The following is a 21842-nucleotide window of genomic DNA, read 5'->3' as shown; positions in this document are numbered from 1 at the left end:
GGTCGCGGCGGCCTCCGGTCGCCCGCGAGCCCGCCCGCCTCAGGTCGCCCGCGAGCCCGCCCGCCTCACGCCTGCTTCAGCAGCCGCTCCCGGCTCTCCGCGACGTCGAAGCCGGCCTCCGGATACCGTGGGTCCAGCTCGCGCAGATGCTCCAGCAGCAGCCGGCTGACGGCCCAGTTCCGGTACCACTTGCGGTCGGCCGGGACCAGGTACCAGGGCGCGTGCGGGGCCGCGCAGCGCTCCAGGGCGAGTTCGTACGCCTCCTGGTAGGCGGGCCACAGGGCACGCTCGTCGATGTCGCTCGGGTGGAACTTCCAGTGCTTGTCGGGACGGTCCAGCCGGCGCAGCAGACGCCGCTTCTGCTCCTCGTAGGAGAGGTGCAGGAAGCACTTGACCAGGGTGACGCCGTCCTCGGCCAGTTCCCGCTCGAAGTCGTTGATCAGCCCGTGACGGCTGCCGATCTCGGCGGGCGGGGCGAGCTGCCGGACCCGGGCGATCAGGACGTCCTCGTAGTGCGAACGGTCGAAGATGCCGATCTCGCCCGGTTCCGGCAGGACCCGCCGCACCCGCCACAGGAAGTCGTGCGCCCGCTCCTCCTCGGTGGGCGCCTTGAAGGCGTGGATACGGCAGCCGGACGGGTTCAACTGACCGATGACGTGCTTGACCGTGCCGCCCTTGCCGCTGGTGTCCATGCCCTGCAGCACGAGCAGGACCCTGCGGTGGTCACCCGCCGTGCCCGCCGCCCACAGCCGCTCCTGGAGCCCGGCCAGACGCCGTGCCATGCGTTCCCGGTCCGCCTGCGCGGCCTCCTTGCCGTCCGGGGCGCCGGGCGTGGCGCGGGCGTCGTACCCGGCGAGGTCGACCGGCTCGCCCGGCGGGAGCCGCAGCAGCTCCCGGAGTGTCACGCTCCTGTTCCTGGCCGGGGGCTTCGGCACCGGCACTCCTTCCGGCCTGACACGGGCACTCCTTCCGGCCTGATCCGAACGGACGACCCTAGCCGGGATGCGGTCCGCCGTTGGTGTGCGGCGCGGGCTGCGGCAGGTGGTCCGGCTCCGCCGGCGGTGGCTGCGCGCCCCGTTCCAGGAAGTGCAGCAGCTCCACCGGGATCGGCAGGACCAGGGTGGAGTTCTTCTCGGCCGCGACCGCCATCACCGTCTGCAGCAGCCGCAGCTGGAGCGCGGTGGGTGTGTCCGACATCTGCTGGGCGGCCTCGGCGAGCTTCTTGGACGCCTGGAGCTCGGCGTCGGCGTTGATGATCCGGGCCCGGCGCTCGCGGTCCGCCTCGGCCTGGCGGGCCATCGACCGCTTCATCGTGTCCGGCAGGGACACATCCTTGATCTCCACCCGGTCGACCTGGATGCCCCAGCCCACCGCCGGGCTGTCGATCATCAGCTCCAGGCCCTGGTTGAGCTTTTCGCGGTTGGAGAGCAGATCGTCCAGATCGCTCTTGCCGATGATCGACCGCAGGGACGTCTGCGCCATCTGCGACACCGCGAACTTGTAGTCCTCGACCTTCACCAGGGCGCTCGCCGCGTCGACCACCCGGAAGTAGACCACCGCGTCCACCCGGACGGTGACGTTGTCGCGGGTGATGCCCTCCTGGGCCGGGATCGGCATCGTCACGATCTGCATGTTGATCCTGTGCAGGCGGTCCACGAAGGGAATGATCAGGTTCAGGCCCGGTTCCCGCACGTCTCCGGTGACCCGGCCGAGCCGGAACAGCACACCCCGTTCGTACTGCTTGACCACGCGTGCCGCCGCCGCCAGGTACACCACACCGGCGGAGCCGACCGCCGCCGCGGCGACCAGAAGCTCGTCGACCATGGTGACCCCCTCGTACAGAGGTCGGTTATGTCTGTTGTTGCCACCATAGGCCCGTGGGGCCGGGAAACCGAGAGGTCCCGGCGTCCCGGCCCCACGGGCGGGCCCTCACGCGGCCATGACCAGCGTCACCGGCTCCGTGCCCGCCGCGCTGTGCCGCGCGGCCCAGTTCTCCAGGGCCGTACGGCAGGCGTGGTCCAGATGGTGCAGCCCGGACAGGTCGAGCCGGACCGGCCGGTCCTGCGGCAGCGACTCCAGGCTGTCCAGGATCTTCGGCAGCCGCAGGAAGGTCGCGTTGCCCGCCAGATACGCCTCCACCGGGCCCGCCCCCTTGTCCACGACCTCCAGCTTGACGTGCGAGGCCTCCCAGGCGGTCTTCACCACCGCCAGCGCGAGACCGATGAGCACGCCCTCGAACATGCTGACGGCGACGATGGAGACGGCCGTGACGGCGAGGACCAGTGCCTCCCCCCGGTGCTCGCGCCACAGCGCGGCCAGGGCCCGGACCGGGATCAGCTTGGCGCCCGCGTGGACCAGGATGCCCGCGAGGGCCGGGATCGGGATGTGGGCGAGCACGTCCGGCAGCAGGGCCGCGAACAGCAGCAGCCAGACGCCGTGCAGCACCCGGGAGGCCTTCGTCCGGGCGCCGGCCTGGACGTTGGCCGCGCTGCGCACGATCACCGCGGTGATCGGCAGCGCGCCGAGCAGCCCGCACACCGTGTTGCCGACGCCCTGGGCGAGGAGTTCCCGGTTGTACTGGGTGCGCGGGCCGGAGTGCAGCCGGTCCACGGCCGCCGCGCTGAACAGCGACTCGGCCGACGCGATCAGGGTGAAGGCGACGACCGTGCCCAGCAGCCCGACGCCGGCCAGCTCGCCGAAGGCGCTCAGCGGCGGCGGCTGGACGGAGCCGAGCAGGCCCCGCACCTCCACCGTGGCCACCGGCAGGCTCAGCGCGAGCGTGGCCAGTGTGGCGAGCCCGACCGCGGCGAGCGGACCGGGCACCGCGCGCACCTTGGCCGGGGTGTGCTTCCACAGCAGCAGCACCGCGATCGTGCCCGCGCACACCGCGAGCGAGGCCAGGGCGTCGCCGTCGCCGAAGGCGTCCCGGAACGCGCCGGGCAGGCCGGCGATCTTGCCCAGACCGGAGTCGGGAGCCTTCGCCGACAGGGCCGGATACAGCTGCCCGGCGATGAGGACCAGGCCGATTCCGGCCAGCATGCCCTCCACGACGGAGACGGAGATGGCCCGGAAGTAACGGCCCAGCCGCAGCAGGCCCATGGCCACCTGGAGCAGCCCGGCGAGGAGCACGATCACGCCGAGCACCGGCAGGCCGAACTCCTTGACCGCCTCGAAGACGAGCACGGTCAGGCCGGCGGCCGGCCCCGACACCTGCAGGCTGCTGCCGCGCATCAGCCCGGTGACGAGGCCGCCCACGATGCCGGTCACCAGGCCGAGTTCGGCCGGCACCCCGGAGGCGACGGCCACGCCCACGCACAGGGGGAGCGCGACCAGGAAGACGACGAGGGAGGCGGCGAAGTCCTGCCTCAGGTACGGGAAACGGGATATGAGGGTGCGGTCACTGGTCATCGGCGTGCTCACAGGGCCTCGAAGGTGTCGGTCTGCGGGCGGTGCGTCCGTACGGCGCCGGTGTGCACCTCGTAGTACCAGGCGTGCAGGTCCAGCCGGCCCTCCGTCAGCTTCCGCTCGACGCAGGGGTACGAGCGCAGCCGCAGCAGCTGGGCCAGGACATGGCTCTGCACACCCTCGGCGACCTCCGGGTCCTCGGCGGCGCCGGCCGGGCGCGGGGTGGCGTGCGCCAGCCAGTCGCGCACGGCCGGTACGGCGGTCAGGTCGTCACCGCGCACCAGGGCGCCGACGGCGCCGCAGTGCGAGTGGCCGCAGACCACGATGTCGCGGACGCCGAGGACCTCGACGGCGTACTCGATGGTGGCGGCCTCGCCGGTGGGGTGCCCGGAGGCGTACGGGGGGACGATGTTGCCCGCGGTGCGCAGCTCGAACAGCTCGCCGGGGCGGGCGCCCGTGATCAGGGCCGGGACGACCCGGGAATCGGAGCAGGTGATGAACAGCACCTGTGGGGACTGGCCTTCGGCGAGCTCGGCGAACTCCTCAGGGCGCTGTCCGAAGGTACGGGCGTTGTCGATGAGGGGCTGCATGTCTGTGAGTTCCTCCTGGCGCGCCTGCCCGGCGCGTCGGACTTGAACGACGGTGGTGGGGGGAACGGCCCGGGTCTCAGCAGCGGAAGACCTGAAGCGCTGCCGGTGTGTGGGCTCTCGACGGTCCGGGGGTGTGGCGGGGCGGGGCGCCGGCGGGTGCCGTCGGGCGGGCCTCGGCCGCCCGGCCGGATATCGGGGGGTGTTCCCCGCTGCCGTGGGGCGCCGGGCCGCGGTGGCGGTCGCGCACGTGCGGGATGCCCACGGGTTCACCCGGGCGGCCGGGGGCGCGGACCGACTCCGCCCCGTCACGCGCCAGGTGCGCGGAGGGGGTGATTCCGGTCTGGGTCTTGGCCAGCGCCTGACCGAAGGTGTGCGCGGGTGCGAAGTTTCCCGTGGGGGCGAAGGGCAGGAGCGCGAGCAGTGTCGCGCCGAGGAGGGAGAGCAGGGTCCGGGCCGTCGTACCTCGGAACATGAGCCCCCCTCCGCCGTGTTCACGTTCTTGTCCAGACCAAGTGATGGTCAATGGATGGTCAAGAAACACGTTAACCCTGCAAAGTCCTTTGCAGGGTTAACTGCGCGTTACGCGCGGAAGAGAGCGTGAAAAGTGCGGGTCGGGTGGCGCGAACCAGCCCTTGACCCGCGGGGGCCGGTCCGTTAACGGCGGCCGGGGGTACGGGTCAGGCGCCGACCAGTCCCTTGGCGTCCCGGGCCAGCGCGGTGAGCCGGGATATCGCGCGGAAGTACTTCTTGCGGTAGCCGCCGTTCAGCATCTCCTCGCTGAACAGCCTGTCGAACGGCAGTCCGGAGGCCAGTACCGGTACCTCGCGGTCGTACAGCCGGTCGGCGAGGACCACCAGCCGCAGGGCCGTCGACTGGTCGGGCACGGGCCGCACGCCGGTCAGGCAGACCGCCCGCACCCCGTCGGTCAGGGCGCCGTACCGGCTCGGGTGCACCTTGGCGAGGTGGTCCAGCAGGTGCGTGAAGTCGTCCAGCGAGGCGCCCTCGGTGGCGAAGGCCGTCTTCATGACCTCCTCGTCGGAGAAGGGCGCCGGAGCCTCGGGCAGGCCGCGGTGGCGGTAGTCCTCGCCGTCGATGCGCAGGGTGCGGAAGCGGGCCGACAGGCCCTGGATCTCGCGCAGGAAGTCGGCGGCGGCGAAGCGGCCCTCGCCCAGCTTGCCGGGCAGCGTGTTGGAGGTGGCGGCGAGTGCCACGCCCGCCTCCACCAGCTTGCCGAGCAGCGTCGACACCAGGACCGTGTCGCCGGGGTCGTCCAGCTCGAACTCGTCGATGCACAGCAGACGGTGCCCGCCGAGCGTCTGCACGGTCTTCTGGAAGCCGAGCGCCCCGACCAGATTGGTCAGCTCCACGAAGGTGCCGAACGCCTTGAGCGCGGGCTCCGCGGGGGTGGCGTGCCACAGGGAGGCGAGCAGATGGGTCTTGCCGACGCCGTAGCCGCCGTCGAGGTAGACGCCCCGGGGGCCGGCCGGGGTCTTCGGCGCCTTCGCCCGGCCGAAGCCGAGGAAGCCGCGCTTCCCGCCGCCGACGGCGTGCGCTCCGCCGAGTCCGGCCGCGAAGCCCTCCAGCACCCGGACGGCCTCGGACTGGCTGGGCTGGTTCGGGTCCGGGAGGTACGTGGCGAAGCGGACCGAGTCGAACCGCGGCGGCGGCACCATCTCGGCGACCAGCTGATCCGCGGGGACGTGCGGCTCGCGCGCACACAGCGACAGAGGGCCCGCGTCGGGCAGGGGGCTGGATCCGGGGGCGGCGGTGGAGGACGACACAGTTACCCATGCTAAGCGCCGTGTCACACTGCACGAATGCGACGCCTCTTCCCTGTGACCGAAGAAACAGCAGCCCAGGCCCCCGTCGGGGCCGCTCCGGCCGCCGGGGGGCCCGTCGGGGCCGCGGCGGTCGTGGACCGGGAGTGGGACCTCGCGGAGCTGGCCGCCGCCTACGCCTACCCGGAGCCCGCGCCGGGCGCCCCGCGGCCGTGGCTGCGGGCCAACATGGTCTCCTCCCTCGACGGCGCCGCCCAGCACGAGGGCCGCTCGCAGCCCATCTCCAGCGCCACCGACATGCGTGTCTTCGGCACGCTGCGGGCGCTCGCGGACGTGGTCGTGGTCGGCGCGGAGACGGTGCGGCAGGAGGGGTACCGCCCCGCCCGGGTGCGCGCGGAGTTCGCCGGTGCCCGCACGGCCGCCGGCCAGGCTCCGGTCCCGGCGATCGCGATCGTCAGCGCGAGCCTGGAGCTCGACTTCACGCTGCCGCTGTTCACCTCGCCCCTGGTGCCGACGCTGATCCTGACCGGGGCCGCGGCCGCGCCCGACCGGATCGCCGCCGCCGAGAAGGCGGGGGCCCAGGTGGTGATCGCCGGTGCGGGCATGGGGGTGGAGCCCGCGAGGGCGGTCCAGGCCCTCGCCGCTCTCGGCCACACCCGGCTGCTCACCGAGGGCGGGCCCCGGCTGCTCGGCCAGCTGATCGCCGCGGAGGTGCTGGACGAGCTGTGCCTGACCGTCTCGCCGACGCTCACCGCCGGAGGCGCGCAGCGGATCGCCGGGGGGCCGTCGGTGGCGGTTCCGCACCGGTTCGCACTCGTGTCGCTGCTGGAGGAGGACGGATTCCTGTTCGGCCGTTACCGTCGCTCCTGAAGCAAGTGGAATCTGCCGTTCCGGTTAGCTTCCGGCGGGCAGGCATTCTCCGGCAGTACCCGTGCGATCACGGGGAAGGATGGTTTCCGCAGGGGCCCGGCCGGGCCCTCTAAGGAGAAGAGGCGCCTGGTGTTCACAAGCGTTCTGATGATCGAGAAGGCCCTGACGTCCGCCGACGTGGAGTTCGTCACCACCCTGCACGGGGACGAGCCCGTCTTCTTCCACGTGCTGCTCCAGCCCCGCGGCGACCAGGCGGACCGGCTGCTGCGGGCCATCGACGACATCGCGCTCGGCGAACTCGACGAGGCGGTCCGCGAAGGAGAGACCCCGGAGGGCACCGAGGCGCGGGGCGTGGCGGAGCAGGCCCTCGACGTGTCGCTCCAGGCGTTGCGCGCCGCGGGGAGCGAGGCGGAGGGACGGATGGTCGAGGACCACCCGCTGGACGCGCTGAAGGCGCTGGTGGGCGAGGTGGCCGCCGACGAGGTGATCGTGCTGACCGATCCGCACTACGTGGAGGAGTTCTTCCACCGGGACTGGGCCTCCCGGGCCCGGCACAAGGTGGGCGTGCCGGTGCTGAAGCTCTTCTCGCACAGCAAGGCGTAGCGGCTCCGTGCGGGACGCGGCGTGTACACGACCGCCGGGTGCGCCGTGGCCCCTCGCGCGGTTCCCCGCACCCCCGGCCCGCGGCCGGCCAGCCCCGTTGCGAGGAGCCCGGTGCCCGAGCGCATAGGGTAGGTCTGCTCTCGCTCGTACCGTCTCTGGGGAGAAACACATGGCACCCGGCCTTCCTGCCGCCATGGACCGACCGCACTTCATCGGCATCGGCGGCGCCGGGATGTCGGGTATCGCCAAGATCCTCGCGCAGCGCGGGGCCCGGGTGGCCGGCAGCGACGCCAAGGAGTCGGCGACCGCCGGGGCACTGCGGGCGCTGGGCGCGACCGTGCACATCGGACACGCCGCCGAGCACCTCGCCGACGACGCGAGCTGTGTCGTCGTGTCGTCGGCGATCCGCGAGGACAACCCGGAGCTGGCCCGCGCCGCCGAGCTGGGCATTCCGGTCGTGCACCGGTCGGACGCGCTCGCCGCGCTCATGAACGGGCTGCGCCCGATCGCCGTGGCCGGCACCCACGGCAAGACCACCACCACCTCCATGCTGGCGGTCTCCCTGACCGAGCTGGGCCTGCAGCCGTCGTACGCCATCGGCGGCGACCTGGACGCGCCCGGCTCCAACGCGCTGCACGGCGAGGGCGACATCTTCGTCGCGGAGGCGGACGAATCGGACCGCAGCTTCCACAAGTACGCGCCCGAGGTCGCCATCGTCCTCAACGTCGAGCTGGACCACCACGCCAACTACGCCTCCATGGACGAGATCTACGAGTCCTTCGAGACGTTCGTGGACCGCGTCACCGAGGGCGGCACCCTGGTCGTCTCCGCGGACCACGAGGGCGCCCGGGAGCTGACCCGGCGTGTCCGTGCGGGCGCCGTGCGGGTGGTGACCTACGGCGAGGCCGAGGACGCCGACGTACGCGTCCTGTCGATCGTCCCGCAGGGACTGAAGAGCCAGGTCACCGCGGTGCTCGACGGGCAGGAGCTGACCTTCGGCGTCTCCGTGCCCGGCCGCCACTACGCCCTCAACGCCGTCGCCGCGCTCGCCGCCGGTGCCGCCCTCGGCATCCCGGCCGCCGAGCTGGCCCCCGCGCTCGCCGCCTACACCGGCGTCAAGCGGCGCCTCCAGCTCAAGGGCGAGGCGGCCGGCGTCCAGGTGATCGACTCCTACGCCCACCACCCCACCGAGATGACCGCCGACCTGGAGGCCATGCGCGCCGCCGCCGGCGACAACCGCATCCTCGTCGTCTTCCAGCCGCACCTCTTCTCCCGCACCCAGGAGCTGGGCAAGGAGATGGGACAGGCACTGGCCCTCGCCGACGCCTCGGTGGTCCTGGACATCTACCCGGCCCGTGAGGACCCGATCCCCGGCGTGACCAGCGAGCTGATCATCGAGGCCGCGGGCGCGGCCGGCGCCGACGTGACGGCCGTGCACGACAAGGCGGAGGTCCCGGCGGCGATCGCGGGAATGACGAAGCCCGGCGATCTCGTTCTCACCATGGGCGCGGGCGACGTGACCGACCTGGGCCCGCTGATCCTGGACCGCCTGTCGCAGTGAAGGGGCTGAGAGCTCATGTCGTACGACGTCGAGAAGCCGGACGAGCAGTGGCGCGCGGAGCTGAACCCGGCCGAGTACGCCGTGCTGCGCCAGGCCGGCACCGAGCCGGCGTTCACCGGTGAGTACACCGACACCAAGACCGAGGGTGTCTACTCCTGTCGCGCCTGCGGCGCCGAACTGTTCACCTCCGACACCAAGTTCGAGTCGCACTGCGGCTGGCCGTCCTTCTTCGACCCGAAGGACACCGACGCGGTCGAGCTGATCGAGGACCGGTCCCACGGCATGGTCCGCACCGAGGTGCGGTGCGCCCGGTGCGGCTCCCACCTCGGGCACGTGTTCGCGGGGGAGGGGTATCCGACCCCGACCGACCAGCGGTACTGCATCAACTCGATCTCCCTGCGGCTGGCCCCCGCGGAGGGCTGAGCCGCCCGCGCGCCCAGGCGCCGCCCCGGACACCCGCCGGCCCGTCCCGGCGGGCGTCCCGGGGCGGCCGTTTGGGCTACCCTCGTCTCCTCGCATCACCGCGCCGAGGAGGGTGAGTTGACGGGGAGCACACCGACGGCCCGGCCACGCGACGGCAAGGCACGCAAGCGTGACTTACGGAGCAGGCCCTTCCCGGCGCTCGGCACGCGCACGCCGGCCGACCGGCTGGAGGCGGTCGAGGCACTGCGCGCCTGGGCCGAGCAGGAAGCCGAGGACGCCATCGAGTGGTACCTCGCCGACAAGCGGCTCAAGCGCCTCGGGTCCCGCGCCGTCCGCGGTCTGATGATCATCCTCGCCACCGCCGGCACCGTCCTGCCCCTGGCCGGCGCGGCCCTGGACGAGCGGATCCAGGGCTGGGGCTATGTCTTCCTGGCCGCCGCCGCGGGCTGCAAGGGCTTCGACCACTTCTTCGGACTGTCCACCGCCTGGATGCGGGACATCACCGCCGCCCAGGCGCTGCGCGGCGAGCTGAACGAGTTCCGCCTGGCCTGGTCCGCCGAACTGCTCCGGGAGGCCACCGGAGAACCGGAACAAGCCGTGATCGCGCGCAGGATGAAGCTCGTCGGCGGCCTCGTCGCCAAGGTCCGGGCACGCCTCGACACGGAGACCTCGGACTGGACCCAGGAGTTCCGCGCCGGACTCCAGCAGATCCAGGAACAGACCGTGACGCTGCCGGCGCCGCGGGAAGCCGGCGCGGCACCGGAACGCTGACCCCGCCGCCCCCTCGCCCCGTCCCCTCCGGCGTGACCCGCCCACCGGAACCGCCGGCTCCCGAGGATGTGCCATGCCACTCCCCAGCCGCTCAGCACCCCGGGCGCGATACGCGTACGGCCCCCCGCCGGACGCGGACCCGGCCGACGGCCTCCTGACGCGCGTCGACCCGGACGGCGCGCGGCTGCTGGCACCGGCCCTGCGCCCGCTCACCGACAACGCCTACCTGCTGCCGCGACTCGGTGCCGTCTGGCTCTGGGGCGACGAGATCGTCGCGCAACTGGCCGACGCCCCGCCCGACCTGCTGCCCGACCACTGGCGGGCCGGCCCCGACGGCGGCTCGTGGTTCCTCGGCAGACAGGCCGCGCAGACGTGCGCCACCCCCGACGGGGCCTCCGCGGCCACCGGCCACCTCCGCCTGGTGACCGTGGGCCGCAACGGCGACCTGAGACTGCTGCTCAATCTCGACGCCGGCACCGGACTCGGCGCCGTGACCGGTCCCGCGGAGCACCGCGGGGCACTCCTCGCGGCGATCGCCGCCGAACTCGCCACGGCACCCTGGTCGGTCCGGGTCCGCGTCAGCTGCGTCGGGGTGGCCCCCGACGTGGCCGCCGCGTTCCCGGACCGGGTGGAGACGCTCCCCGGCATCCCCGAACTGATCGAGTCGGTGACCGGGGCGCCGGCGGCCGGCCCGCGCGACGACGAAGTGCTCACCGGCTGGGCGCCCCGCCCCGCGACGCCCGGCCGGGTCGTCCTGGTCGGCGTCGAACCGTCGCCCGCCGAGGCCCGGGACCTGGCCCGGCTCGCCGCCCGCGGCGGCCGGACCGGCCCGCGCGTCCTCGTGGGCACGGCGGCCGGCGACCTGCCCGGCGCGGGCTACGAGATCATCGTCGCCCCCGACGGCAGGATCACCGCCCCCCTGCTCGGCGCGGACGCCGCACCGGAGTCCGCACCGCCCGCCCGTACCGGCACCCGCACACCCCCGCCGGGCCGGTCGGCCCAGCCGGTCTCCCGGGACCGGCCGGCCCGGCCGCCGTCGTGGTCGGCCCTGCCCCCGGCCCCCCGGGCACCTGGGCACCCGGCACCCGCCCGCTGGACGTTCACCGTGACGACGCCCGCCGGACCGGAACTGGACGTCGTCCTCGAAGCCGACCCCGCCACCCCCGTACGGTCCCTCGCCGAACAGCTCGCCCGCCGCGCCCGGCACCAGACCGTCCCCGAACTGTTCACCGCCGAAGGGGAGTTACTGGCGCCGGACACATCACTGGCCCGCACCCCCTTGTACGACGGCTGCCGGGTCTTCCTCGGCGCACCGCCCCGCGAGGCGCGCCCCGAGCAGGACCTGCCGCTCCGGCTCACGGCGGAGGGCTTCGCGCGGTTCCGGGACCGGTATGTGTCCGCCGGCCAGGGCGGCGCGCTGGCGTTCGACCGGCGGGCCGCCGCGGAGAGCGTGCCGGAGATCCGGCCGGAACCGGAACTCCCGGACGGTCCCGGACCGGCCCGGGGCGGGGCCCTGCGCCGGGCCTACGCGACCCTGCGGGACTCCCTGCCGCGCGACCGGCGTGACGAGCCCAGGCCGCGCTTCCCCGACGCCTTCGAACTCCCCGCCGAGATCTTCGGCTCGCCGACCCGGCTGTGGGAGCGCGCTCCCGGCCACACCGACGGGCTCGTCCTGCGCGTCGGCCGCGGCCCGAGCGGGCCGCGGGTCCTCGCCCTGTGGTCCGGCGGCAGCGTGGACATCGTGGCCGAGCGCGACGTCGCCCGGGGACTGGCCGGCTGGCTCGTGGCCCAGACGGTGCTGCTGCACCCGCCCTCCGACGTCGCGGTACGGGTGCTCACCGACGAGTCCGGGAAGCCCTTCTGGCGCTTCGCCCGCTGGCTGCCGCCCGACGGACTGATGGCCCGCGGGGCCCGGCCGGTGCGGATCAGCCGGGACCCCGCGGGGCACGCCCGGCACCTCGACGAGGCCGCGCTGATCATCCACGAACGGCTCCGCGAGCAGGGACCCGGCACCTTCTGGGGCCGCACCGCGCTGGTCCTGGTCATCGACGACCCGTCGGCGCTGCGCGCGGCGCCCTGGGCCGAGGAGGTGCTCCGCTCCGGTCCCGAGGCCGACGTGTACGTGATCCGTCTCGCCGAGCAGGCACGGCCGCTCGACGACTGGGACGGCATCACGCTCCTGACGGACCGCACCGGACTGCGGATCGTCGACCCCGCGCACGGCGAGCCGGACGAGGGAGGGCGGTGCGTCCCCGACCAGCTGGTGCCGGCCCAGCTGGACGCCCTCGCCCGGCTGCTCGCCCCGCTGCGCGACGACCCGGCCCCGGCCGCCGGCCACCTGGCCGGCCGGCTGCCGGAGCTGCTCGACCTGGACTTGCCCACCGCCCACCAGGTCGCCGGGCGGATCGCCGAGCGCTGGCAGGGCACCCCCCGCTCACCCGCGGCCGTGCTCGGCGGATCGCCCGGCCGGCCTGTCGTCCTCGACCTGCGCGACGACGGCCCGCACGCCCTGGTGGCCGGCGCGGCCGGCTCCGGCATGGAGGAACTGCTGTGCGGCTGGCTGACCTCGCTGGCCGTGGCCAACCGCCCCGACGAGCTGAATCTGCTGTTCGTCCACCACGACGGCGGCGAGGCCCTCGCACCGGCGGCCCGCCTGCCGCACACCGTGGGCGTGCACACCGCCCTCGACCCGTACACGGCCGCCCGCGGGCTGACCGCCTTCGCCGCGGAACTAGGGCGCCGGCAGAAGCTGCTGAAGGAGGCCGGGGCCCGCGACTTCGAGCAGTACACGGTGATCCGGGCGTCCGACGCCGCCGACCTGCCCGCGCTGCCCCGGCTCGTGGTCGTCGTCACCGACCTCGCCCAACTCCGCGAGGAGACGCCCGAGTTCGTGTCCGGACTGGTCGAGGGCACCCGGCGGGGCGCCAAACTGGGCGTCCACCTGGTGTGCGCGACCCGCCGCCCGTCCGACGCGGTCACCCCCGACCTGCTCGCCCACGCCCCCCTGCGGATCGTCCTGCGGCTCCCCGACCCCGCCGACAGCGAGCTGCTGATCGGCACCCCGGCCGCCGCCCGGCTGGAGTCCGGACGCCACGGGCTCGCGTACGTGCGCCGCGCCTGCGGCGCCCTGGAACTCGTACGCCGGGCACGCCTCGACGGGCCCGAGCCGGACACGTCCCCGCCGCGCGCCGGCGTCCGGCTCCGGACGACGGACTGGACGGGCGCCCCGCGGCAGCGCGCCGCCCGGGCCCCCGTGGCCGCGCGCGGCGGCCCGGTCACCGCCCTCGCCGGCGCCGTCACGCAGGCCGCCGCCGCCCTGGACGACCTGCCCGCACCACACGTCCCCTGGCCGCCCCCGCTGCCGCTGTCGGTACGGCTGAAGGAGACCGCCACCGGGCCGGACGCGCTGTGGCCCGCCCGCCCCCGGCCCGGGACCCGGACACCGGTCGTCTACGGACTGCGCGACGCCCCCGACGCCCAGGGGTTCGAGCAGGCCGCCTGGGACCTCGGCCAGGACGGGCCGCTGTTCGTCTCCGGCGACACGGGCAGCGGGCGCACCCAGCTGCTGCTCACCCTGGCCGTCGCGGTCGCCGAGCAGTACAGCGTGGAGGACGTCCACCTCTACGCCATCGACTGCGCGTCCGGCGCCCTCGGCGCCCTCACCGACCTGGTGCACTGCGGAGCCGTGGTGACCGGCGACGAGCCGGAGCGGATGCGGCGGCTCGTCGACAAGCTCGTCACCACCGTCCGCAGCCGCCAGGAACTCTTCACCCAGACCGGCAGCAGAAGCCTGCACGGGCACCGGCAGGAGCGCCGCGGCGAACGCCCGCCCTACCTCGTTCTCCTGCTCGACGGCTGGGAGGAGTTCGGGCTCTGGGCCCGCCGCACCGGCAACGGAGCGTGCGTACGCGACCTGCTCGGACTGCTCCAGGACACCCGGGCCGGCCTCTGCGCCGCCGTCACCGGAGGCCGCGAGGTGCTCCAGTTGCGCACCGGGGTGGCGGACGCGGCGCTGCTGGTGCTCCGGCAGGCCGACCGCGCGGGCTACGAAGGGGCCGGCCTGGGCGGCCGGCCGCTGCCGCCCGTCATCGGCCCCGGCCGCGGCCTGGACCCGGCCACCGGTACCGAGGTGCAGATCGCGCTGCACGACCGGATCCAGGAGACGGTGACGGAGACCCGCCAGCGCGACGCACACGTCTCGCTGGCGCGCAAGCCCTTCGGCATCGGCAGCAGCGCGCTGGCCGCGGACCGGTTCTCGCTGGGGCCCGCGGGACGGCCGGTGGGCCGGGAGGACGTGTTCGCCTGGCTCGACCGCAACTACCGGGACGGCACGTCCGCCGCGCTGCTGGGACCCCGGCGGGCCGGCAAGTCGTGGATCGTCAAGGAACTCCAGGAGCGCATGCACTCCGACGGCCTCGGCAACGTGCAGAAGGTGGTGACGCTGTCCAACCGGGACCGGGCCGGCTCCCAGGACGAGCTGTCCGTGCGGCTGATGCCCGCACTGGCCGGCTCCGCCCGGCCCGCCGACGCGCTGATGGACCGGGCGGCCGCGGGCCGCGGCGCCTCCCGGCTGGTGCTCCTGCTCGACGAGGTCGGCAGGCTCACCGGCTACGACCCGGCGGCCGTCTCCTGGCTGCGCGACCTCGGCCAGGCCGGCGCCTGGCTCGTGTACTGCGGCACCTACAAGGACTGGAACGACACCCTGCGGCACGCGCTGCGCGTGCCCGGTTCGAGTTTCGGCAACGACGTCAACCACTTCACCCTCGGCCCGCTGGCCGAATCCGACGCCCGCGAGTTCCTCACCGGCACCGCGCAGAACGAGGGCCTGGTGATCCCGCCCGTCACCGCCGACCGCATCCTCAAGAGCGTCGGGCCCTGGCCGTTCTACCTCCAGGTGATCGGCGACGCCCTGGTCCGCACCGCACGCGCCGGCAGCACCCCGGCCCTGGGCGACGCCGGCGCGCTGCGGTCGCTCATCGAGCGGGAACTGCTCGTGAAGAAGGCCGACGTCTTCCGCTCCCGGTGGAGCGAGATCGGCCCCGCGGCCCGTGAGGCCCTGCTCGGCGCGGGCGGCGGCCCGCCCCGCAACCCCACCCCCGCGCAGAGCATGCAGCTGCGTGACGTCGGCCTCCTGCTGCCGCAGAACAAGTGGCTGTCCGACCCTCCGTTCTTCGACTGGATCCAGTACGCCCACCAGGAACTGCACGATGAGGAGCAGCACCGATGAGCCACTACCGGCCGAGCCGGTCGTACGAGCAGGACCTCGACATCAGGTTCCGTGACGGGCAGGTACCGGCCTGGGCGCATCCGCTGGTGGCCGGGGTCGCGCCCAACGACGCGTGCTGGCTCGTGGTCATGCCCCGGCGGTCCGGCAAGAGCTGGCTGGCCAGCGCCGTGAAGCAGGCCCGCCCCGAAGGGCACACCAAAGTGGTCGACGTGCGCAGCGAGGCCGACGTCCGCAGGACCGGGCTCACCTGCCTGACCAGCGGCAAGGCCCAGCGGCCCCAACTGGGCGACGTCCAGGTCGTGCTCGTCGACGAACCGGCCGTCGGCCCGTCGAGCGGCCGGACCAAGGCCCCTGCCACCCTCGCGGCCGGCCTCACCCGGCTGCGCGAGGAGGGCGTCGTACCCGTCGTCTTCGCCACGCCCGCCGAGTACGAACTCCTCATCCCGCACCTGGGCGCCGACGCCGTCAAGGACCGTCTGACGGCGCCGCCGCTGACGGACGAGGAGGCCGGACGCATGGCCGCCCGCACGCCCGGCTGGGCGCCCGGCGTCGTGGCCCGGCTGCGCGCCGGACAGCCCGGCTGGCTGCTCACCCCCTTCCTGCTGGAACTCGCCCTGCAGACCGCCGAGGCCGAACCGGAGCTGCGCGGGGACCCGGCCGCGCTCTCCCGCCGGGCCGCCGAAGCCGCCGCGTTCCCCCACCTCTACGTCAACCAGCTGTTCCACAACGGTCTGTCCGAGACCCACCGCGCCGCCCTCCGGCGCGAACGCTGGCGCGGGGCCGGGCTGTCCTTCGGCTCCGACGACCAGGACGCGCGGACGACGAAGGTGCTGCCGCCGGTGGCCGAGGACCCCGTCCTCGCCCACCACCTGCCCGCGGTGCTGCGCATCCACCACGTCTCCGACCTGCACGTCGGCGGCAGGCACCGGACCAACGTCGACCAGAAGGACCGCACCCAGCTGGGCACCGCCCTCGCCCGGCTCACCGGCGACGGCAGCCCCCTGACCGGCTATCTGGAGCACGTCCGGCACCTGGCCGACCAGGGCAGGGCCCCGCACCTGGTGATCGTCTCCGGCGACCTGGTCGACCGGCCGGTGGACGCGTACGGGCGGGAGGCCCTCGACTGGCTCGGGGGGCTGGCCGAGCTGCTGGCCGGCCACCCCGACCTCCGCGCGGACGACCCGCGCGTCCTCCTGGTCGGCGGCAACCACGACGTCTCCTGGGACCGCTGCCTGGACGAGCGCTCCGGGGCCCGGCACGAGTGGTTCGCCGACACCTTCCACGCCTACCCGCACCCCGAACTGGACAAGGAGGACTACGACACCCGCCGCCTCTACGTGCGGTACGCGGACGCCGGCCTCAGGGTCGCGCTCCTCGGCTCCGCCGAGTCCGGCGGCGAACCGGTCCGCAACGAGGACCGCGACCGGGTGCGCCTGCTCCTCGCCGAACTCGCCCGGTCGGCGGACGACACCGACGTCAGCGAGCTGATGAGCCGGCTCGAACGCCACGACCCCGGTGTCGTCGCCCACGGTGTGCTGCGGCGGCTCAAGAAGGAGACGGGCTGCGTGAACCTGGCCGTCGTCCACCATCCGCTCTCCCCGGTGCCGTCCGTCGAAGTGGCGCCGTACGCGGGTGTCGTGAACGCCGGCCAGGCCAAGCTCGCCCTCGCCGACGCGGACACGGCACTGGTCCTGCACGGCCACACCCACCTGGGATTCCTGGCCTCGGAACGGCTCATCGACCGGGACCGGGACCGGCCCTGGACCACCCGGATCGCCGGCGCCCCGGCGCTGGCCAGCATCCACTCCAACGAGGAGAACGGCTACAACGAGGTCTACGTCGCCCGGGAGGGCGAGGACCACTCCGTGGCCGTACGCACCGTCCGCTGGCGCAACGGCCAGTGGAAACCGGACCGCGTCATCGCCTTCCGGCCCGGAGCGGCCGACGAGTTCGCGTTCGACGAGCTGGGCGCCGACCTCGGTGCCCGGCCCTGACCCGGGGGAGCCCGCGTGCGCCTCACCCTCACGGTCGTCGACCCCCGCCGGGGGACCTCGGCCGACGTCGTCCTCGACGCCGCTCCCGAGTCGCCGATGGGCGAGGTCGCCCGGACGCTCCGGCGGCAGCTCCGCGACGAGCGGGAGCTGGAGCGGGACACGGACCCGCCGCCCCCCGTCCACGTCGACGGTCTCGCCGTCGACCCGGCCGTGCCCCTCGGCCGGTCCCCGCTGCGGGACGGTACGGTCGTCAGCCTGTACTCGCCGGCCGGCTGCCCGCCGCGCGAGGTCACGGGCATCGTCGAACTCCGGGTGGCCGGCGGCCCCGACGCCGGGGCCGTGCACCGGCTCGGGCTCGGCCGCACCGACATCGGCCGGGGCGCGGCGGCACACGTGCGCGTCCACGACCCCGAACTGCCCGAGCGGGCCCTGACCCTCACCGTCACCCCGGACGGCAGCCGCACGGTCCGGGCCCACGCCGGCGCGGCGGCCGTCCTGGACGGGGTGCCGCTGGCGCGGCGGGTCGACGGCACGGCCGGCCGCGACGGCGGCGCCGAGGCCCCGTGGCCCCTCGGCTCCCAGCTCGCCGTCGGGGGCACACTGTTCGAACTGGTCGTCTACCAGCCGCCCGACGTCGTCCTGCGCCCCGCCGACGACGGCCGGGGCCTGGCCTTCGAGCGCCGCGGCCGGCTGGTGTCGTCCGAGGGCCGGCGCGGCAAGGGCCTGCTCCCGAGGAAGCCGCGCGCCTCCCGGCTCCTGAGGGCCCAGCAGGTCCTGTTCTCCACGGGGGCGGTGGCGGCGGTCGTCGCCGCCGTCGTCACCTCCCTCCTCTTCGAGAGGTGGTGGTTCCTGCTGCTGGCGCTGGTCGGCGCGCTGTACGCGTGGCTGGCCCAGGAAGCCGGCCGGCAGCTCTCGGAGCGGCGCAGAAAGGCGGCCGAGCTGTTCGAGGAGGGCCTGGGCGCGGTCCTGCGCCGCCTGCGCCGCCGGTATCCCTCCCCGGCGGCCGTCCTCTCCCTCGCCACCGGCCCGCGTGCCGGCCTCTGGGAGCGCCGGCCCGGCGATCCCGACCACCTGGCGCTGCGGGTGGGCACCGGCTCCGTCCCGGTGCGGAGCGCACCGTTCCGCAGTGACGACCTGGCCGGGGGCCCGGACCCGGAGCCGGCCGCCGACCCGTCCGGGATCGCCGACGCCCCGGTCGTCCTGTCCCTCCGGGACCTCGGCGTGCTCGGTCTGGCCGGGCCCGGCGACTCGGCCCGGGCGCTCGCCCGCTGGGCGGTGGCCCAGATCGCCACCCTGCACAGCCCGCTCGACGTCGCCGTGCACGTACTGACGCTCAAGGGCGCGCACGACTCCTGGAACTGGCTGCGCTGGCTGCCGCACGCCCGCCCGCTCGGCGGCACCGACGCCCTCGTCGCCATCGGCACGGACGCCGAGACCGTAGGGGCCCGCATCGGCGAACTGGTCCGGACCCTGGAACACCGCCGGAAGGCCGGTGCGGGCGGGGGCGCCGTGGCCGGGCACGCCGCCGACATCGTCGTCGTCTGTGACGGCTTCCGGCAGCTGCGTTCCCTGCCCGACATGGCGTACCTGCTGCGGGAAGGACCGGCGGTCGGCATCCGGGTGCTGTGCCTGGACGAGGATCCGCGGTTCCTGCCCGAGGACTGCCGGGCGATCGTGATGGCCGGGCCGCGCGAGGAGAACCGGCCGTCCGTCGCGCGCGCTCCCGCCGGGACCACCGAAGGCCCGGCCCGGCCCGGCACACCGCCGGAGGTGCTGCGCGTCGTGGGGGCCGACAAGGACCGGCCGCGTGACATCCGGCCCGACTTCGTCTCGGCGGCCTGGTGCGAGCGCCTCGCCCGGGCCCTGGCCCCGCTCCGGGACACGGTGGGGGAGGCCGAGTCCTCCGCGCTGCCCGCCCAGACCCGCCTGCTCGACGTGCTCGCCCTCGAACCGCCCGGCGGGCGGGCCGTCGCCGCGCGCTGGGCGAGGGGCCCGTCGACCGTGGCCGTCATCGGCGAGACCTACGACGGCCCGTTCGGCATCGACCTGCGGCGCGACGGGCCGCACGCCCTCATCGCGGGCACGAGCGGCTCCGGGAAGTCGGAGCTGCTGCAGACGATCGTCGCCTCTCTGGCCCTCGCCAACTCACCCGAGCACCTCACGTTCGTACTGGTCGACTACCGCGGCGGTGCCGCCTTCCGCAGCTGCGCCTCCCTGCCGCACACGGTCGGCCTGGTGACCGACCTCGACCCGTACCTCGTCCAGCGGGTGCTCGCCTCCTTCAGCGCCGAACTGCGCCGCCGCGAACACCTGCTCGCCGACGTCGGCGCGAAGGACATCGAGGGGTACCAGGACCTGGTGCTGCGCGACCCCGGCGCCGAGGAGCCCCTGCCGCGGCTCGTCATCGTGGTCGACGAGATCGCCTCGATCGCGCGCGAACTGCCCGACTTCATCACCGGCCTGATCAACGTCGCGCAGCGGGGCCGGTCGCTCGGCGTCCACCTGGTGCTGGCCACGCAGCGGCCCAGCGGCGTCATCTCCGCGGAGATCCGCGCCAACACCAACCTGCGCCTGGCCCTGCGGGTCACCGACAGCGGTGAGTCCCACGACATCGTGGACGCGCCCGAGGCCGCGATGATCCCGCGGTCCACGCCCGGCCGCGGATACGCCCGGCTCGGCCACGCCTCCCTCATCCCGTTCCAGTCGGGCCGGGTCGGCGGGCTGCGCCCCGGCGCCGCCGGTCCGGCCGCCGGCCTGCCGCGGGCCACCCGGGTGACCTGGCAGCAGCTGGGCCGTCCCGCGCCGCCGGCCCCGGTCCCGCAGCCGGTGCCGGGCACAGCCGCCGGCACCGATCTCGACGCGCTGGTCGACGCCGCCCGCGACGCGTACCGGACGCTGGACGTCCCGGCCCCGCGCCGCCCGTGGCTCCCGCCGCTGCCCGACGTCCTGCGGCTGGACGGGATCGACCCGTGGCCGGCCGGGGAGACCGCCGGGGACACCGAGGAGAACGGCGCCCGGCCCGGCGCGCTCCGGCCGGTCGCGTTCGGCCTCGAGGACCTGCCCGCGGAGCAGCGCCGCCGCCCGGTCGTCATCGACTTCGCGCACTTCGGCCATCTGCTGATCGGCGGGGCGCCGAGGTCCGGCCGCTCCCAGGCCCTGCGGACGATCGCCGGGGCGCTGGCCCGCGTCCACTCCGGCGCCGACGTGCACCTCTACGGCATCGACTGCGGACCCGGGGGGCTGCGCGGGCTGGCCGCGCTGCCGCACTGCGGGGCGCTGGTCACCGGGCGCGAACCGGAACGCGCCGCACGGCTGCTGGCCCGGCTCACCAGCGAACTGAGCGACCGTCAAGGTCTGCTCGCAGCCGGGGAGTTCCTGTCGATCGCGGACCAGCGCGGCCGGGCGGCGGCGGCCGAGCGGCTGCCGCACCTGGTCGTCCTCCTGGACGGCTGGGAGGGCTGGGGCCCCACCCTCGGCGAATACGACTTCGGCAGGCTGACGGACGAACTGCTCACGCTCATGCGGGAGGGCGCGACCGTCGGCATCCACCTCGTCATCACCGGTGACCGGCAGCTGTTCCTCGGCCGGATCGCCTCGCTGACCGAGGACAAGTACGCGCTGCGGTTCACGGACCATGACGACTACCAGGCCCTCCTCGGCATCCGGCCGGGCGAGCTCCCGGAGTCGATGCCCGCGGGCCGGGCGGTCCGCGCGGGAGCGGGCACCGAGGTCCAGTTCGCGCTGCTGGCCGGCCGGGCGGCGCCCGAGGCACAGGACGAGGCGCTCGCCCGGATCGCGGCGGGCGCCGGCGACGTCCCCGCGGACCGGCGCCCGTTCCGCGTCGACGCCCTGCCCGACCGCGTCGGCTTCGACGAGGCCTGGTGGCTGGGCGAACCGGAACGCTCGCGGGCGCGGCTGTGGACGCTTGCGGGGGTCGGCGGGGACGAACTGACCGGATACGGCCCCGATCTCGCCGACGGGGTCCCGGCGTTCGTCATCGCGGGCCCGCGGGGGTCGGGGCGTTCCACCGCGCTGCTGAACGCGGCCCGCTCCTGCCTCCGGCAGGGCGTGCGCCTCGTCGTGGCGGCGCCGCGGCCGTCACCGCTGCGGCAGCTGCGGGGGCAGCACGGGGTGCTCGCGGTCTTCCAGAACACCGACATCGAGCGCTCCGCGCTGGACCAGGCGCTGCGCGTGGCGCTCCCCGACGACCCGGTCGTGGTCCTCGTGGACGACGGGGAGATTCTCGCCCGCTGCGCGGCGGGCCCCACGCTGGAACAGCTGATCCGGGACGGCGACGAGCGAGGGCTCGCGCTCGTCCTGGCCGGCGACGAGGAACGGCTCTGCCCCGGGTACGCCGGCTGGCAGGCCGAGGCGAGGAAGGCCCGGCGCGGACTGCTGCTGTCCCCCCGGACCATCGAGTCGGGGTCCCTGGTCGGGGTCCGGCTCGGCCGGCACGCGACCGTCGATCCCATCCGGCCGCGCCGGGGACTGCTGCACCTCGGCGACGGGAGGCTGCGGTCCGTGGTGATTCCGTCGGAGTGAGCGGTGATCCCCGTCGTAGGGCGGGCGACTCCGTCGAGTGACCGGTTGGCCCGCCTCCGTGAGGGGTCGCTTCCGTCG

14 protein-coding genes are annotated in these 21842 nt (G+C 74.7%); 8 read left to right on the top strand and 6 right to left on the bottom strand.

The genetic code is table 11. From position 1 onward, the window contains the following. Nucleotides 1–65: 65 nt before the first annotated feature. The 6 genes from FHS34_RS31455 to zapE all read right to left on the bottom strand — a co-directional run bounded on the left by FHS34_RS31455 (nt 66) and on the right by zapE (nt 5776). On the bottom strand, nt 66–905 hold the full coding sequence (locus FHS34_RS31455) for a PPK2 family polyphosphate kinase (protein WP_308288320.1): 840 nt from the start codon (nt 903–905) through the stop codon (nt 66–68). Between the two features lie 88 nt (nt 906–993). Beyond that, on the bottom strand, nt 994–1824 hold the full coding sequence (locus FHS34_RS31450) for a slipin family protein (RefSeq protein ID WP_184971738.1): 831 nt from the start codon (nt 1822–1824) through the stop codon (nt 994–996). Nucleotides 1825–1929: 105 nt separating this feature from the next. After that, entirely contained in the window at nt 1930–3408 is a 1479-nt protein-coding gene (locus FHS34_RS31445; RefSeq protein WP_184971736.1) for a SulP family inorganic anion transporter, read from the bottom strand. Between the two features lie 8 nt (nt 3409–3416). Next, nucleotides 3417–3995 (bottom strand): carbonic anhydrase, encoded by a 579-nt coding sequence (locus FHS34_RS31440; RefSeq protein ID WP_184971734.1) that lies wholly within the window; start codon nt 3993–3995, stop codon nt 3417–3419. 76 nt (nt 3996–4071) lie between these two features. Then, the gene (locus FHS34_RS31435) at nt 4072–4467 is read right to left on the bottom strand and encodes a hypothetical protein (protein ID WP_184971732.1); all 396 of its coding nucleotides are present in this window, start codon (nt 4465–4467) and stop codon (nt 4072–4074) included. A 205-nt stretch (nt 4468–4672) separates the two neighbouring features. Continuing rightward, nucleotides 4673–5776: a cell division protein ZapE gene (gene zapE / locus FHS34_RS31430; protein WP_184971730.1), complete on the bottom strand. Its 1104-nt coding sequence runs from the start codon at nt 5774–5776 to the stop codon at nt 4673–4675. Between the two features lie 36 nt (nt 5777–5812). Between zapE and FHS34_RS31425 the strand changes: the two genes are divergently transcribed. From FHS34_RS31425 to FHS34_RS31390, 8 genes are all read left to right on the top strand, one after another. Further along, entirely contained in the window at nt 5813–6643 is an 831-nt protein-coding gene (locus FHS34_RS31425; RefSeq protein WP_184971728.1) for a pyrimidine reductase family protein, read from the top strand. A 129-nt stretch (nt 6644–6772) separates the two neighbouring features. Further along, on the top strand, nt 6773–7246 hold the full coding sequence (locus FHS34_RS31420) for an indole-3-glycerol phosphate synthase (RefSeq protein WP_184971726.1): 474 nt from the start codon (nt 6773–6775) through the stop codon (nt 7244–7246). A 169-nt stretch (nt 7247–7415) separates the two neighbouring features. After that, nucleotides 7416–8807, top strand: a complete 1392-nt coding sequence (gene murC / locus FHS34_RS31415) for a UDP-N-acetylmuramate--L-alanine ligase (RefSeq protein WP_184971724.1) — start codon at nt 7416–7418, stop codon at nt 8805–8807. Between the two features lie 15 nt (nt 8808–8822). After that, nucleotides 8823–9230 carry a peptide-methionine (R)-S-oxide reductase MsrB gene (gene msrB, locus FHS34_RS31410; protein ID WP_184971722.1) on the top strand — a complete coding sequence of 136 codons (408 nt, stop codon included), beginning with the start codon at nt 8823–8825 and terminating at the stop codon, nt 9228–9230. Nucleotides 9231–9347: 117 nt separating this feature from the next. Further along, on the top strand, nt 9348–10001 hold the full coding sequence (locus tag FHS34_RS31405; RefSeq protein WP_184971720.1) for an SLATT domain-containing protein: 654 nt from the start codon (nt 9348–9350) through the stop codon (nt 9999–10001). Between the two features lie 73 nt (nt 10002–10074). Beyond that, nucleotides 10075–15228 (top strand): FtsK/SpoIIIE domain-containing protein, encoded by a 5154-nt coding sequence (locus FHS34_RS31400; RefSeq protein ID WP_184971716.1) that lies wholly within the window; start codon nt 10075–10077, stop codon nt 15226–15228. Further along, nucleotides 15225–17222: a metallophosphoesterase family protein gene (locus FHS34_RS31395; RefSeq protein ID WP_184971714.1), complete on the top strand. Its 1998-nt coding sequence runs from the start codon at nt 15225–15227 to the stop codon at nt 17220–17222. The genes FHS34_RS31400 and FHS34_RS31395 overlap by 4 nt, the downstream gene beginning before the upstream one ends. A 15-nt stretch (nt 17223–17237) precedes the next feature. Then, nucleotides 17238–21764 (top strand): FtsK/SpoIIIE domain-containing protein, encoded by a 4527-nt coding sequence (locus tag FHS34_RS31390; protein WP_184971712.1) that lies wholly within the window; start codon nt 17238–17240, stop codon nt 21762–21764. Nucleotides 21765–21842: the final 78 nt, after the last annotated feature.

The organism is Streptomyces echinatus (assembly GCF_014203595.1).
GTDB lineage: Bacteria > Actinomycetota > Actinomycetes > Streptomycetales > Streptomycetaceae > Streptomyces > Streptomyces echinatus.
The sequence above is the reverse complement of the archived record's forward strand: the minus strand, read 5'-3'. Positions and strand labels throughout refer to the sequence as shown.

What these genes read in the sequence shown, in the direction of transcription:
- FHS34_RS31450 (WP_184971738.1), bottom strand. Translation starts at nt 1,824, where the DNA reads ATGGTCGACGAGCTTCTGGTCGCCGCGGCGGCGGTCGGCTCCGCCGGT.
- FHS34_RS31445 (WP_184971736.1), bottom strand. Translation starts at nt 3,408, where the DNA reads ATGACCAGTGACCGCACCCTCATATCCCGTTTCCCGTACCTGAGGCAG.
- FHS34_RS31440 (WP_184971734.1), bottom strand. Translation starts at nt 3,995, where the DNA reads ATGCAGCCCCTCATCGACAACGCCCGTACCTTCGGACAGCGCCCTGAG.
- FHS34_RS31435 (WP_184971732.1), bottom strand. Translation starts at nt 4,467, where the DNA reads ATGTTCCGAGGTACGACGGCCCGGACCCTGCTCTCCCTCCTCGGCGCG.
- FHS34_RS31425 (WP_184971728.1), top strand. Translation starts at nt 5,813, where the DNA reads ATGCGACGCCTCTTCCCTGTGACCGAAGAAACAGCAGCCCAGGCCCCC.
- murC (WP_184971724.1), top strand. Translation starts at nt 7,416, where the DNA reads ATGGCACCCGGCCTTCCTGCCGCCATGGACCGACCGCACTTCATCGGC.
- msrB (WP_184971722.1), top strand. Translation starts at nt 8,823, where the DNA reads ATGTCGTACGACGTCGAGAAGCCGGACGAGCAGTGGCGCGCGGAGCTG.
- FHS34_RS31400 (WP_184971716.1), top strand. Translation starts at nt 10,075, where the DNA reads ATGCCACTCCCCAGCCGCTCAGCACCCCGGGCGCGATACGCGTACGGC.
- FHS34_RS31395 (WP_184971714.1), top strand. Translation starts at nt 15,225, where the DNA reads ATGAGCCACTACCGGCCGAGCCGGTCGTACGAGCAGGACCTCGACATC.